Raw genomic sequence first — 15,331 nt, 5'->3', positions numbered from 1 at the left:
ACCAAACATACTGCTGCAAATTCAAACGCCAAAGGTCAACACGCCCTAATTAATTAGAATAGTTTAGCTAACATCTCGTCACTATAAGCAACAAGTTCTTCATTATTAGCCACTTTACTAATGTAATCTGGATTAGCAATAAATGGACGACCAATCGCAATTAAATCAAACTGGTCATTGTTTATTGCTTGTTTTGCATCATCAAAACTATAGCTACCTACCCCTACAAGGCTGGTTTTAGTGTTAGCGCGCAAATACTGCGAGGTTGTTTTACCTTCTAAAGAGTCAAATTGAGTGCTGTCATCAAAAATACCGCCATGAATGTAAGCCAGTTTTTTGTCATCTAGCTGCGCTAATAAATAATCAAATACCGCTTTATCACGCTTATCTTCTTCCATATTAAAATAAGCACCTGGCGATAGCCTAATTGCCGTACGCTCATTACCTACTGCATTAACAACTGCATCGGTCACTTCTATTGCAAAACGCGCCATATTTTCAGGTGTTTGGCCATATTCATCTGTGCGCTCATTTGCAGCGTAATGTAAAAACTGATCAATTAAATAACCATTTGCGCCATGAATTTCTACACCATCAAAACCTGCTTCAATGGCGTTTTCGGCCGCTTTAGCAAAGTCGGCTATCAGTGAATTAATATCCTCTTTAGTGGCCGCTTTTGGCGTAATGTATGTCAGCTCACGCATACGTGGTACAGAGCCTTCAACACCAATTGCCGATGGCGCTAATACTTCGCCGTCAAAAAAGTGAGGGTGAGCAACACGGCCAACATGCCAAAGCTGTGCAAACATTTTACCGCCGTTTGCGTGTACGGCGTCGGTTACTTTTTTCCAGCCTTGAATTTGCTCGCTGGTAAATAACCCCGGTGTATTTGGGTAGCCTTGTGCATCTGGGCGAATAATAGTGGCTTCGCTAATAATTAAGCCGGCATCGGCACGGCGCGCATAATATTCCACCATATCTTGCGTGGGTACTAAATTATCATCAGCCATACAACGGGTTAAAGGCGCCATAAAAACGCGATTTTTAAGTTCAAGTGAGTCGTTTAATGTATACGGTGCCAGTAAATCTGTGGTCATTGTTAAATCCTTCATTAAGAGTATGCATATGAGATGCGGCCTTTTTAACAACATTCAAGGGCAATTTTGAATGCTCGCTCAAAATATACTTAGGGAGTACCAAAACAGATCTGAATTACAAAATTAAATAACCTGAACTCTGGTTAAGAGATTTACTAACATATTTTATCATGATGATAGTTAAGCTTATTTTTTCTCTAGCCAGAGATTTTCAGTAAATTCAACGCAGTTAGCGCTTAAAATAGCTGCTAGAGATAGATTTATTATCCAGAGTTCAGGTTAAATAATAATTTTTCAACACACTGTCACATAACTCGATATACTTGTAACAGTAAAATTCAAATTTGAAGCAATAAAGAGTGAGCCAATTATGACAACTGCAAATGCGACTGAAGAACAAACCGTAATTTTAGGGCTAGGGGCAAAAAAACGACTCGCTTTTATGTTTGAAACCGTACAACAGTACAAACAAGTATGGATTTTAAACGACGATGATGGCTGCGTAATGCTTGCCAACGAAGATGACGACTGTGTACCAGTGTGGCCAACCCGCGATTTTGCACAAGCTTGGGCCACGGGCGAATGGGAAGGCTGTACCCCAAAAGCCATTCCGACTAAAGATTGGTTTAGCCGCTGGACACCCGGCCTAGAAGAAGACGACTTACTGATTGCGGTGTTCCCTACCGAAGAGGACGACGGCACGGTGCTTTTTCCTGATGAATTTGAAAGCCAGTTAAAAATTCCTAAAAAAAGAAAGTACTAAGTAGCCAGCATCACGTTATTTAGTTTATAAACGCGGCCTAAAATAGCCGCGTTTTTTATATCTGCTTTCTAAAATTTAAATAAGCCTCAGTTATAGCCTTGGCATCTTCTATTTGTGGATAGTGCCCAAGTTCAACAAACCCTTGTACGCGCGCATTAGGTATTGTTTTTTTATAGTGCTCAAGCATGTGTTTACCCGATATTGGGTCTTGCTCACCTGCAATAAACGTAACCGGTATATCGCTATTAATCATTGCCCCAACCCAGCGCTGTTCGTTTTGTTTTCGCTGTGTAATATATTTAATTAGCTTGGGCATCACACGTAAACCCTTGTTGTAAATTAACAACGCCCAAAGGGTATCAATTACCATAGGGGCTGGTGGCGTGTTTTTACCAAAAATAGTGATTAAATTTTTAGCAAACTTTTGTTTGCTCATTAGCTTAGGTACTAGCCAACCAAGTTTTGAAAGTAGCAGCTTTTGGATAAATAAAGGTTTATGTATGTGTGGAAATAACCCGCCATTTAAAAAGCATACACTGTGTATGCGTATGTCGCTTTGAGCAGCAACTTGCCTTGCTAATAGCTCTTGAGCCACGGTATCACCATAATCATGGGCTAATAGGTGTACATTGGTAATATTTAAACGCTTTAAAAATTGCGTGTATAAATCAGCTTGCTCTGTAATGTTATAAGCCGCATTTATTGGTTTATCCGAAAGGCCAAACCCCAGCATATCAAGTGTAATTAAAAAGTAGTGTTTTTTGAGCTCATCCCACATACCTTCCCAGTCCCAGCTTGCACTAGGAAAGCCGTGTATCAAAAGGAGCGCGGGGTTATTAGCATCCCCCGCTGTTTGAGTAAAAATTTGCTTGGCATTTATATCAATAAACTGCCCGTTTGATTGCCACTGTGAAAGCGTATACATAGGCTGCTACCCATTAACTTTTTATTATTGTAATGGCTAGTTTTATCACATTGAGCTTTAATAAAAAGCCGATATTGAACGTAAATATCGGCTTTTGGGTAAAATTTAGTTTTTAAGCTTTAAGTGTTATCGCGCCATAAGTATTGGCAAGGTGGTGTTTGCTAGCATGTAGTTAGTCATACCACCAAAAATTTGCTCATGGATTCGCCTGTGAGTAAATGCGCCCATCACCACTAAATCAGCGTTATGCATTTGCGCTACCGACATAAACGCTTTAGCGGTCGATTGCCTGCCATTATTAAATGTTACAAACTCACTTTTAATATCGTGCTGAGCTAAATATTTAACCACTTCATGGCCGTTTGGCATTTTATCGGCGCTGCTTGCGCTGGTGCATATAACAACCTTTTTAGCTTGTTTTAAAAGCGATAAACTGTAAGTGAGCGCACGCGATACCTCGGTACTGGCGTTCCAACCAATCACCACTGTTTTTATATCAAAGTGGGTCATTTGCCGTGGTACCAGTAATATAGGTTTACCACTTCGCATTACCGATGCCTCAAAGGTCGAGGTTGATTTACCACTTTTAGACTGCGGAATAATAATTAAATCAGCAACTTTGCCTTGCTCTGCAATTATTTCGCTGCGCACACCTATATTAATATGCCATGAAGCGCTTGGGTGCGTGGGATGCTCTGCGCTGTCGTCAGTGTATTTAACTTGCTGCTGGGCACATAAACTAACAAATTCGGTTTTTAAATTTGCCGATTCGGTTGTTGCAAAGCGCCCTGCTACAGAGTCTAACTCTTTTACCAATTTAGTTGGTAAGCCAAGCTGCCCTGTTGGCAAAAAGCGCTTTGGGTCTAAGTGCGTGTGATAAACATCAAGGTGCGCATTAAAATACTTAGCAACGGCTAAGCCCCCTTTTAAGCGCTCTGTTACATGCCCACTTGTAGAAAGCGGCATTAAAATAAGCTTAGGTGAAATCATAATTATATCCTTCTTAAGCCAGTGCCTTTTAGAGCGAATGTAAACCGTGCTAAGCGCTGCTTGTTTTGCTTAGCACGGCGGCGTTTACAGCTGCGTAAAGCTTGCCACTTCTTGTAGGTAACCGCTTGGTAAATCTAATACCATAAAGTGCGATAAAGTAAGTAAAAATGCTAACGCACACACTGTCAGTGTTAATGTTCTAGCAATTGATATACGTGCTTTTACAAGTAAAAATATTATGAAAAACAACGCTATCGAAATCACATAGCCCAGTAAAAAACACCCAGCTAATAAGCCACACAGCCAAAATACATAATGCCAAAGGCCAGTCACGCTTGAGTCGTTTACATACCCCGCAGAGACCTCATTATCGTAATTTACAGCATCGTCTACTTTATTAAGTAGCAGCTTGATCAGCACAACCGCAGAGAGTATTAACATGAACGAGCACACCACGGCAGGAAATACTCCACCTAAGAATGTGCGTTGGAACGAGTCATACAAACCGTATGCAAACACTAAACAAACAAAGCCAGAAAATGCGATTTGTGGTTTAAGGTTAGTTGGTTTTACCTCAGCATTAGCTGTGTTTTTATTGGCTTTTTCTTTTTTAGCAGCCTTAATAGAGTGGCGTGCTGCAAAGAAAATAGAAAGCGCGGTTAATGCACCAATAATAATCACACCCGGTTTTAATAAAAACTCTATGCCGTCAAACTGAATAGCTTGATAAAGGTAAGTTTCCATGCCGCTTGCTAGTACGAAGCCAATTAAAAATGCCGGTCGTGGCCATCCAAAGCGCTTCATTAATATGCCTAAAATACCAATACCAATAAGTGCGACTAAATCACCTAAATCACGGGTTGCCTGAAACGCCGCAAAAAAGATCACCATAACCATAAATGGTGCCATGAGCGTGTAAGGAATAGTTGTTACCTTTGCTACCCATTTAGAAATTAGTAAACACGCGCCCGCGCCAATTACATTAGCAAGTGCCAGTGACCATACAATGGTGTAAGTAACATCAAGGTCAGTGGTGATCATCGCAGGGCCTGGCTCTAAGCCAATTAATACCATGCCACCTAAAAATACAGCCATGCTGCCAGAACCTGGAATACCAAATAATAAGGTCGGAATTAAGCCACCGCCTTCTTTGGCATTATTTGATGACTCAGGGGCAATAACACCGCGTATGTCGCCTTTACCAAAGTTTTCGGTGTCTTTAGAGGTTTGCACCGCATGACCATAAGAGATCCAATCAACTACGCTGCCACCTAGGCCAGGTAGTGCGCCAACAACACAGCCAATAGCAGCACAGCGCGTGGCTAGCCATTTATTTTTAACAACATCTTTTACGCCTTCAAACCATCCACTACCCAGCTCAGAAGCTTCTGAAATAGAGCGATTTTGACGCAGTAAATCGATAATTTCTGGCAATGCAAATATACCTAAACCAACAACCACTAACGGAATACCATCCATAAGGTAACCGTTATCAAATACCATGCGGTATTCACCGGTTGCAGGAGCACCGCCAAGTGAGCCTAAACATAAACCTAAGCCACATGCGCTTAAGCCTTTTACTAGGCTATTACCGGCTAATACACCCACCATGCTTAAACCTAGCAAAGTAAGCATAAATAATTCGGCCGAGCCAAACGCTAAAATAACGGGGCGGGCAATCAGTACAAACAGCGTTAAAATAATGGCGCCAAAAAGACCACCAAATAATGACGAAGCAAACGCTGCTGAAAGCGCACGCGCTGCTTGACCCTTTTTAGACAGTGGGAAGCCATCAAGCACTGTGGCTTGTGAGCCACTGGAGCCTGGAATACCCATTAATACAGAGGTGAAGGTGTCAGAGGTTGGAATAACCGCCACTAGGCCAATAAGCATAGCAAGCGCTGAAATTGGGTCCATACCATATAAAAATGGCAATAATAACGATAAACCCGCTATGCCGCCTAAACCCGGAAAAATACCAATCAGCAAGCCTAAAAAAACGCCGCCGCATAAATACATTAAGTGTGTGGGGGTAAGAATAGTTTGTAGCGCAATTAAAAATGCATCTAACATACTGCTCTCCTTAGATTAAAAAAGTGGCTCACTAAATGCGAGCCACTGTGTGTACAACAAATCAACATGGGTTTTTAAAAACGCGCGTTGTAGTTTTCGGTTAGGTAATTTCTTACCCATTGTTTGTCAGTTTCAGAAATTGTCAGTGCTGAGCTCAGTGTGTTTACTGCATCTTCGTTTACAAGTTGTGGGTATTGGCCAAGTACTAATTCAGACTCTTCTTTAAAGTTGTCTTGATCAATGACGCGCTGTGCTGCATTGCGCCACTCTGCAATAACGTCATCAGGGGTGCCTTTAGGTAAAAACAGTCCTTTTTGCGCGGCAAAACCGGCTACAAAAAAAGTTTTCCATACGTTGTATTCAACGCCTGTTGGCTTTTTACCATGGATCATTTCGTATACCTCGCCTACGTGTGGTAAGTCAGGAAACGTTGGGTCGCGTACAATTTTGCCTTCTTTATTAAGTACACCAAACGACATAAGCGGAATCGCTTTGCCTTCATCAACTAGCGGCTGTACTTTTTTTAAGTAGGCAGAGGTAGTTTGAAAGTCGATATCCACCTCGCCACGCTCAAACGATAAACGCGCACTGCCACGGCCTTTCATACCAAAAATGGCATGAATGTCTAAATCAAGCATGTCGAAGGCTAATAACCCAACCAAGTCCATTGACGCGGCGCGTTGGCTACCAAATTTAAGTTTTTGACCCTGCAATTTGGCAAGCTCTGATGCGTTTTTAATACCCAGCTCTGGGCGCACATATACCACCGCACCAGTCGGTGTTGCCATAATTACGTTCCAACGTTTTACTTCGTATCTAACGCGTGAGTCGCCAAGTAAGTAAGGGATTTGTGTAGAGGCAGAAGTACTAAATACATTTAAACCATTTGCTTTAGCGCGGCGCTCAAAGCGGTTAGCGCCTTTGGTAGAGCCACCACCTGGAATGTTTTTAACCACAACCACAGGTTTACCATTTAAATGCTGAGAAAAACGTGGACCAAAAAAACGTGCCCATGTGTCAGAGCCGCCACCTTCTTTAAAAGGCACAACCCACTCTACTCGCTCACCATCAAAGCTTACTTCGTCGTTATTGTTTGCATAAGCTGAGCTGATACAAGTGCTTGCTGCTAACACAACAAGCATTGCTTTTAGTCGATTAGGTGCAAAAGTACTTAATTTAATCTTCATAATTTGACCTCTGTTATTCGCTGCAATTATTTAAATAGGTCCTAATAACGTCATTGCATCTATTACGTAGATGAAAGTATTTCGTTAAAAGAAGTTAACAACAGCTAGACTAATAGCCGAAACTGTCATCTACCTGTCATCGATGCCAAACTATCCATTAATTTAAAATTATTTATAAGGCATTGTTTTTAAATAAAAATAAGTTTAGTTTTATTTATATAAAGCATAAAAAAAGCGATAACAGACAATCTGCTATCGCATTTTCGGTTGGTTTACTAAGGCTTAACACCAATTCGCTTAATTAAGTGAGCTATTTTGCCCATTGGTATAAGTTAAGCTATTTTGCTTTCATCCCATACTTTTGCAGGTATGTGTACTTCACCTTTAAATAACATTCTGGCTGTGCGCATTAACCCCGCCGATTTTATATCTAGCGTGTCGTTTTCAAAGCGCCCCTCAAGTAGTAAATCTATTTTACCGCTGGGGTGTTCAACTACTATATTTTGCTGCTCTGAGCTTTGTGGGGTAATTAAGTCGTACGCCACACTGCCTGGCAACATGCAACTAACACTCACGCAAATTGCCCCAGTAACAGAATGGCTGGTATGGCAGTTTTGCGGCACAAAGTAGCGCGAAGTTATCGTACCGCCAAATTGCGGCACCGACAGTAAACCGACTTTAGGAATGACTTTTTCGGTTGCATCGCCAAGGCCCATTTTTAGTGACGCCTGCAGGCGAATGCTTTCTATTTTTTGCAGTAACTCTGTATTTGCATCAAGCTCTTGTTTAGTTTCAGAGCCTTTTACACCCAGTGATGGTGCAGGTATTAGTACCATTGGCATGGCAGCATCGACACAACTTACTTCTACGCCATCAAAGGTATCGCGTACAGAGCCAGTAGGCAGTAATTCACCGGTTTTAGTGCCACACACATCAAAAAATTTAAGTAAAATAGGCGCCCCAGAGCCTGGTACGCCATCAATGGTGGCATCGCCTTCGTACTCTACAAAGCCGTTAGGCGTTTGTACCACAACTTCAATCAGGGTATTGGTATTTACATTTTTAACCCGTACCGTTGTTTCACCGTCGTTTGCAGTAACCAGTCCGTATTCAATTGCCAGAGGTGCTGCACCAGATAAAATATTGCCACACGAAGGTGTTATATCGACTTCATTTTGCTCAATAGCAACTTGCGCAAATAAGTAATCAATGTCTGCATCGGGGTCGGTTGAGCGTGAAATAATGGCCGCTTTACTGGTTAGTGAGTTTCCTCCACCAACGCCGTTTACTTGCAGCGGGTCGCCTGAGCCCATTGCTGCAGTTAAAATTTCTTTGCGTTTATCCCACTCTCTCGGTAAATCGTTGGATAAAAAATAAGTCCCGCGAGACGTTCCGCCGCGCATAATGACACAAGGTATTTTTTTTTGAATAGTCATAATAATCCAGCTTCTAAATCAATTTAAATGAGCAGTAACGGGTTAGTTATTACTTAAAATAACCACGCACTCTTGCACTTGCTCTTGCTTACTTTGCAAAGATTGAGGGGCAAAATTAGTATTACTTGTTGCACTCGCAGCCGTGGCTGTTTGGTGGCTATTTGCACGAAAGTGAACTGCTCTCGGCGTAGGTTTTAACTGAGGTGTAGCGTGTGTTGAGTTCATCGTTTCGCCCTTTCAATGCAATTAAAAACAAGTAACGTCGTTATCAAAACGTTGCCCTTTTTTTAAGAGTAAGGAGCCAAACTGTCACTAACCTGTCACGAAATAAAAATTGATTAAAAAATAACTTTTAAACATTAAAAAACGCGCAGTATTTTCATGCTGCGCGTTAAAAGCCAATCGAAGGGGGCGTTTAAAACTTAATGGTGTAATCTACATATACACGGTGATCTGCTCTGTCTCCTTTTACACCATCAACACTGCCAGTTTCATCTGTGGTGTAATCTAAAAATAACCAACGTAGGCTTAAGCCTTTTACAGCCGCTACTTTGTAGCGTGTATCAATGGCCCAATATTTTTCATCGGCTGTGCCACCTGCTTTACCTAAGCTTGAATTTTCTGCATCGCTGCCGCTGGTGTAATAAAATTTTGTGGTTAAACCCGGTGCCACTGCTTTTAGATCAATGCCTAAGCGAGCCTGCCAAGTTGACTCATTTTGGTTTGTTAAATCGGCACCAATTAATGAGCGAGTGGGAAACGGGTTAGTCCCGTGATCGCCACTAAAGTTATCTTCAATCCAGGCATCGTTCACTTTGGTAAATGCGGCGCCTAGTGTCCAAATATCTTTTTTCCAATTGGCATCTAGGTAATAGGCAAAACCATCGTTTTCACTTTTAGTAACGCCTGAAACCGCATCGAGTGCATCTTCATCATCTAAATCGCCACCCTCTGCGCCGGTTACAAATAAATCGCCATCGTCTTGTGAGGTAAATACGCCGCTTGAAAGGGTTAACTTACTTTGATCGAGCTTTATAGCGTAGCTGCCTTTAAGCCCAAGCTTTGATAAGTAGTCATGAGAGTTTAAATATTCTGCGTCTATTTTTAGCGCATCTTTTTTGTAGCTTGCGCCCACCCCCCAAATAACACTAATTGCGCCGTTATCTGACTGGTCGGTAGAAAAATCTTCCCACTTGTCATCGTGGCGGCGGCTCCATTTATCGTAGGCGTAACCATATACTTTGGTATTGCCAAACTTGTAGTCACCAAATACGCCTCTAAAAGTATTGGGAATTGCGCGGCTACCTGAGCTTTTTAACAGCATGCTTTTGGTTTTTTGTCCGCCTATTTTTACATGGCCATTGTCACCAAGTTTAACGTCGATAAAATATTGACCAAATTTAGAAAAACTATCGTCAACGCCGCCTTTTTCATCCCCAGCGGGTAAAATATTATTTTGTGCGCTGCCGGTTGAGTTGTAATTAAGTACCGTATAAGTAGAGACACCCATGCTAATTAAGTCATTAAAATAGCCCGATTGATAATTGAGCTCTATGCCTTGTGCAAACGTTGAGTCGTCGCTGGCGTCGTTATCGTAATCGCGGTCAAAGTAGATTGACCTTAGCTTAATATTAAATTCGTCTTGCTCTGTAAGCCCATTAAAAGAAGCGTACGAAGGAATAGAAACACAAGTTAATACTGCGCCTGTTACTGCAAATATTTTAGAGAACCGTTGAGCCATAGTTGTCTCCGCTACCTTGTTTAATTAAATTTATAGTTGTGTGTAGTGTGTATCAGTTTATTCATGTTGCAATTTACACGGCAAACCTGTCACAAACCTGTCACAAGATAATTACATTTTAGGCAATTGTATTTTTAGCTATTAAATTAAAACTATAGCTTATCTTGCTATAAGCGAAGGTATTTGCGTATTGTAAACGTTGCAGTAATTGTTTAGTGTCTTGCACAACTTAAAATTATATTTTTTAATTGCGACTTTGCGGGTGTGCTTAATGAGAATTTTAGCAGTTGAAGACGACGAAGTGTTAGGAGAAGCAATTTGCCAACGTTTCACCAAAATGGGCCAAGGTATAGACCTTGTAACCAGTGGTGATGTGGCTAATTCGCTGTTAAAACGCCATGAGTACGACCTTATTTTACTTGATTTAAACTTGCCCAATTTAAACGGTGAGCAAATATTAAAAAAGCTCAGGGCTCGCTCATCAAATACGCCTGTATTAATTTTAACGGCACGTGCCCAAGTAGAGCACCGCATAGAATTACTCGACTTAGGCGCCGACGATTACCTCACTAAACCCTTTGATTTTGGCGAATTAGAAGCCCGTTGCCGCGCCCTACTTAGGCGTAACCAAGGCCTAGGTAAAGACATTATAAGTTATGGCAACCTCGATTTTGACCGAAAATCATGCACGGTCACTATTGCTAAAGAACTTATTGACTTAAAACAACGAGAATTTAGGTTACTAGAAATATTTTTAACGCATCAAGGCAAAGTGCTTAATAAAGATGAGTTACTCGATCACTTATATTCGTTTGACGACTCCCCCAGCCCCAACGCCATAGAAACCTACGTAGCAAGGCTTCGTAAAAAGCTGGTAAATAGCAGTGTTGATATAAAAACACTGCGTGGTTTAGGCTATCTTTTAGCAGAGCCGAATGAGTAGCAAAACCCTCCCCTCAATTCGCCGACAGCTGCTTACAATAACCATTACTTTAATGGTTATAATTACACTTATTACCTATTTTATGGCTAATAATTACAGCAAAAACGCCGCCCAAATTTCATACGATAGGCTACTTGCCAGTGCTGCTTTACAAATTTTTGAAAATACCCACATTGATTACCACGAAATTATTGTTGATTTACCCAGCGCTACATTCGAAACTCTCTCGATGGCCTCAAATGACAGATTGGTGTATCAAATAACACAAAATCAAGGCGAGCACTTAACCGGTTACAATGGCTTATATCAACACATTTTGCAAAAAGCCGACACCCAGTGGCAACGTGCAGAGTATGACCCACGAGATAACCTACTGATACAATTTTGGGAAGGTGATTACAAAGGCGAAAACTACCGCTTTATTTTACTCTCAGATAAGCTTTATGAAGTGGGTGAATCGTTTGATGTAAATATTTTAATAGGCCAAACCACCCAAGCTCGCGATCAGCTCGCCTATGAAATGAATTTAAATGTAATACAAATGGTTATTTTAACGTTTGTAATAGCTATTGTGCTTATATTACTAGGAGTGAATCAAATTTTGCGCCCTATTTACAGCATAAATAAAAAAATACGTCGGCGCTCCCCCACTGATTTACGCCCTATTGATATGTCGGTTCCTAAAGAAATGGCCGATTTAATTTCAACCATTAACCATTTTATATCGCAATTAGAAGTCTCGCTTAATCATTTAAAGCGCTTTACCGGCGAAGTGGCTCATCAAATAAGAACGCCCCTTGCAGGCCTTAAAAGCCAGGCGCAAAATGCCATTGAAGAAAGCGATGAAAAAATAAGAACAGAGCAGTTAAATCGTGTTTTATATTCAACAGATTTACTCGACAGCACCGTTACGCAACTGTTAAACCAAGCCACTCTTGCGCACCGCTTTCATAGCCAACCTTTAATAACGCTTTCGTTGCCGGAGCTGGTAAAGTCTGTGTGTAGAGATGTTGCGGTATCGGCGATTCAACGCGGCGTGATCATCACATATCAAGGTGATGATAATTTAATGATCAATGGTGATTCGTTTGCACTTAGCCAAATGCTACGCAACATTTTAGAAAACGCGATTAAATTTAGCCCGCAAAATAAAGAAGTAAATGTGTCTACCGAGCTTCACAGTACAGACAGTGGTTACATAGCCCGTTTATGCGTGGCTGATCAAGGCGTAGGTGTACCCGATGCGCAAAAACAACATGTGTTTGAGCGGTTTTACAAAAGTAAAGGCGACCCACGTGCCGGCAGTGGCCTAGGCTTAAGCATTGCAAAAGAGGTAGCAGAGCATCATAACGCTGCTATTAAGCTGCTTGATAACAGCCCGTCGGGGCTTATTTTTGAAATAAACTTTCCGTTAATGCTAACCGAGGACGAACATTGAAACTTTTATCGCTGATTTATATTGCCGTTGTTTTAACGTGCCTTGTAGGCTCGCCATTCGTTGCTGCAAAAACTCCTTTAGTATTTCCGGCACAAAGTGAAAATAAATCCGTGCTTAAAATATATGGCGGCGCTGATAAAATGGAAATTGCCCCTTTTTTATCGGCCTTTCAAAAAAAATACCCTTTTGTACAAATTGACTATTACGAGCTAAGTACTTTCGAAGTGTATAGCGAATTTTTAGCCGACGTTAAAAACCCGCCCGACGTGTTATTAAGTTCAGCAATGAACTTGCAGGTAAAGTTAGTTAACGACGGTTACGCACAGCCTTATAGCTCTGAGCAAACAAATAAGCTTCCTGCATGGGCTAAATGGCGAAATGAAGTATTTGGCTTTACCTATGAAACAGCGGTAATTGCATTTAATAAAGAATTTTTAGGCGAAGAGGTCGCACCAAGTAGCCGCAACGAATTATTAGAGCTAATTCGTAGGCGCAGTGAGCAAATTAAAGGCCGCATTGGCATTTACGATATTACTCAAGTGGGCATAGGTTATTTGCTGTGGGCTCATGACCGCGAGCAAAGCTCAAGCTATGGCCGAATGCTTGAATCGTTTGGCTATCACAGTACGCGTGTATTTAGACGCAGCGCCGACATACTCAAGGCACTTTCAACGGGCGAGCTCACTGTTGGCTATAACATATTAAGCTCTTATGCGCGCACATGGGCGGCGCAGCACCCTAATATTATTGTGGTGCAACCTAAAGACTACACCTCGGTTATTATGCGCAGCGCCATTATTCCTAAACATGCTAAAAATGTAATTGGCGCACAGCTGTTTATTGATTACTTAGTATCTGTACAAGGACAAACTGACATGGCCAACTTTACTAATTTTGAGCCAATAAATAACGAAGTAAGAATTAAACAAAAACATTTACTTGATATATCAGAAGGTCAGCTGCGCCCCGTCCCCCTTGGCATAGAAATATTAGTGATAGACGATCAGATGAAGCGCCAAATAATCATTCAGGAATGGGAAAACGCGTTATTTGAGTACCAATAAATTCGGGACTTATACCATGTCATGTATTTAATGGAGCGACTTTAAGGGCAGATTGAGATTACCCACTAGATACATGCCTATTAGCGCATAACTAAGGTTTGGGCAGCAGGCATTAAAAAACCCAGTTATTGATATTCAATAACTGGGTTCAAGAATAATGGTGGAGGAAGAGGGATTCGAACCCTCGTTAGGGATTAACCTAAACACACTTTCCAGGCGTGCGCCTTCAGCCACTCAGCCATTCCTCCACGGTGTTGCTTAGCAACAGCGCGTTATAGTATGAAATAGGTTACACAGGTGCAAGGTCTTTTTAAATTTGTGCTGTTAAGTGTCTAATAATCAATCAGCAATTTACTTTAGTTATAAAAAAACGGCTAAACCTTAGGGTTTAGCCGTTTTTTATGCATTAGGCTAATTACTTAGCCATGCTAGCTGTAAAGTCTAACATGCGATTAAGTGACTTGAGCGCGCCTTCGCGTAAGTCCATATCTACAAACACTTCTTTACCACGAGGGTCTATCAGAGCTTCTTCAATCGCTTTTAAGCCGTTCATTGCCATCCACGGGCAATGTGCACAACTTTTACATGACGCGCCTTCACCCGCTGTTGGGGCTGCAAAAAACTCTTTTTCAGGGCATAGCTGCTGCATTTTGTAAAAAATACCGCGGTCTGTCGCTACAATAAACTTATCGTTATCCATTGTTTGCGCAGCTTTTATTAGTTGACTGGTTGAGCCAACCGCATCTGCCAGTGCCACTATTTCTGCAGGTGACTCTGGGTGCACCAATACACCCGCGTCTGGGTGCAGGGCTTTCATATCTTTAAGCGCTTTTGTTTTAAATTCATCGTGTACGATACATGCGCCGTTCCACATGATCATATCGGCGCCAGTATTTTTTTGGATGTAGCTACCAAGGTGTTTATCTGGGCCCCAAATAATTTTTTCACCTTGCTCATCTAGGTGCTCTACAATTTCAAGCGCGCACGATGAGGTTACAATCCAATCTGCACGGGCTTTAACCGCTGTAGAGGTATTTGCATACACTACAACTTTACGATCAGGGTGCTGATCGCAAAACGCTGAAAACTCATCAATTGGGCAACCAATATCTAACGAACACGTTGCTTCTAGCGTTGGCATAACAACTGTTTTGTTTGGCGTTAAAATTTTAGCGGTTTCACCCATAAAACGTACGCCTGCAACGATGATCATGTCTGCATCGTGGCGAGCACCAAAACGTGCCATTTCTAATGAGTCGGCAACACAGCCCCCTGTTTCTTCGGCAAGTGCCTGAATTTCAGGATCTGTGTAGTAATGGGCTACCAGCACTGCATTTTTATCTTGCAGTAGTTGTTTAATACGTGCTTTATATTCGCCTTGCTCGTCTTTAGTCAACGGCGCTGGCTTAGGAGGAAAGATATAACCTTCAGGCATAATAGTTTGAGCTAGACTCATGTTCTCGACCACTTCATCTACAGTGCATTAATTACGGCAAATTATACGAGAATACACGGGCAAATAACAGCTATCTGGACATGCTGTTTATAAATAAAAATAAGAAACTGATTTAAATAAAATAAGGGAAGAGTTGAGATTTTTTAGAAGTGGTGGGTCATGATGGACTTGAACCATCGACCAATGGATTAAAAGTCCACTGCTCCACCAACTGAGCT

13 protein-coding genes and 1 tRNA gene are annotated in these 15,331 nt (G+C 41.5%); 4 read left to right on the top strand and 10 right to left on the bottom strand.

Annotated elements, in window-relative coordinates:
• Positions 1–53: 53 nt before the first annotated feature.
• Positions 54–1,097, bottom strand: a complete 1,044-nt coding sequence (locus tag AN390_RS15885; RefSeq protein WP_029774027.1) for an alkene reductase — start codon at positions 1,095–1,097, stop codon at positions 54–56.
• A gap of 370 nt (positions 1,098–1,467) precedes the next feature.
• On the opposite strand from AN390_RS15885, the gene AN390_RS15880 reads away from it, so the two are divergent.
• Positions 1,468–1,860: a DUF2750 domain-containing protein gene (locus AN390_RS15880; protein ID WP_004588808.1), complete on the top strand. Its 393-nt coding sequence runs from the start codon at positions 1,468–1,470 to the stop codon at positions 1,858–1,860.
• Positions 1,861–1,915: 55 nt separating this feature from the next.
• Here AN390_RS15880 and AN390_RS15875 read toward each other — a convergent pair whose 3' ends face one another.
• The 7 genes from AN390_RS15875 to AN390_RS15845 form a co-directional block, all read right to left on the bottom strand.
• The gene (locus AN390_RS15875) at positions 1,916–2,785 is read right to left on the bottom strand and encodes an alpha/beta fold hydrolase (protein ID WP_055255333.1); all 870 of its coding nucleotides are present in this window, start codon (positions 2,783–2,785) and stop codon (positions 1,916–1,918) included.
• Positions 2,786–2,911: 126 nt separating this feature from the next.
• Positions 2,912–3,775 (bottom strand): universal stress protein, encoded by an 864-nt coding sequence (locus AN390_RS15870; protein WP_055255332.1) that lies wholly within the window; start codon positions 3,773–3,775, stop codon positions 2,912–2,914.
• A gap of 84 nt (positions 3,776–3,859) precedes the next feature.
• Entirely contained in the window at positions 3,860–5,848 is a 1,989-nt protein-coding gene (locus AN390_RS15865) for a tripartite tricarboxylate transporter permease (protein WP_055255331.1), read from the bottom strand.
• 74 nt (positions 5,849–5,922) lie between these two features.
• Entirely contained in the window at positions 5,923–7,035 is a 1,113-nt protein-coding gene (locus AN390_RS15860) for a tripartite tricarboxylate transporter substrate binding protein (protein WP_024032569.1), read from the bottom strand.
• Positions 7,036–7,367: 332 nt separating this feature from the next.
• Positions 7,368–8,471: a 4-oxalomesaconate tautomerase gene (locus AN390_RS15855; protein ID WP_055255330.1), complete on the bottom strand. Its 1,104-nt coding sequence runs from the start codon at positions 8,469–8,471 to the stop codon at positions 7,368–7,370.
• Between the two features lie 42 nt (positions 8,472–8,513).
• Positions 8,514–8,696 carry a hypothetical protein gene (locus AN390_RS15850; RefSeq protein ID WP_055255329.1) on the bottom strand — a complete coding sequence of 61 codons (183 nt, stop codon included), beginning with the start codon at positions 8,694–8,696 and terminating at the stop codon, positions 8,514–8,516.
• 190 nt (positions 8,697–8,886) lie between these two features.
• Entirely contained in the window at positions 8,887–10,212 is a 1,326-nt protein-coding gene (locus AN390_RS15845; protein ID WP_055255328.1) for an OprD family outer membrane porin, read from the bottom strand.
• Between the two features lie 271 nt (positions 10,213–10,483).
• Between AN390_RS15845 and AN390_RS15840 the strand changes: the two genes are divergently transcribed.
• The 3 genes from AN390_RS15840 to AN390_RS15830 are packed head-to-tail and all read left to right on the top strand — an operon-like array spanning position 10,484 to position 13,657.
• The gene (locus AN390_RS15840; protein WP_029774040.1) at positions 10,484–11,155 is read left to right on the top strand and encodes a response regulator transcription factor; all 672 of its coding nucleotides are present in this window, start codon (positions 10,484–10,486) and stop codon (positions 11,153–11,155) included.
• On the top strand, positions 11,148–12,593 hold the full coding sequence (locus AN390_RS15835) for a sensor histidine kinase (RefSeq protein ID WP_055255327.1): 1,446 nt from the start codon (positions 11,148–11,150) through the stop codon (positions 12,591–12,593). The genes AN390_RS15840 and AN390_RS15835 overlap by 8 nt, the downstream gene beginning before the upstream one ends.
• Positions 12,590–13,657, top strand: coding sequence for an ABC transporter substrate-binding protein (locus AN390_RS15830; RefSeq protein WP_055255326.1), 1,068 nt, complete (start codon positions 12,590–12,592; stop codon positions 13,655–13,657). Before AN390_RS15835 ends, AN390_RS15830 begins: the two co-directional genes overlap by 4 nt.
• 158 nt (positions 13,658–13,815) lie before the next feature.
• On the opposite strand, the gene AN390_RS15825 is transcribed toward AN390_RS15830, so the two are convergent.
• Both AN390_RS15825 and nadA read right to left on the bottom strand, forming a co-directional pair.
• A tRNA-Ser gene (locus tag AN390_RS15825) sits at positions 13,816–13,905 on the bottom strand.
• Between the two features lie 167 nt (positions 13,906–14,072).
• Positions 14,073–15,113, bottom strand: a complete 1,041-nt coding sequence (gene nadA, locus AN390_RS15820; protein WP_004589501.1) for a quinolinate synthase NadA — start codon at positions 15,111–15,113, stop codon at positions 14,073–14,075.
• Positions 15,114–15,331 lie beyond the last annotated feature (218 nt).

The sequence above is a fragment of the Pseudoalteromonas sp. P1-11 genome, from assembly GCF_001399995.1.
GTDB classification, from domain to species: Bacteria; Pseudomonadota; Gammaproteobacteria; order Enterobacterales; family Alteromonadaceae; genus Pseudoalteromonas; species Pseudoalteromonas atlantica.
This window is presented reverse-complemented; position numbering and strand designations above follow the sequence as displayed.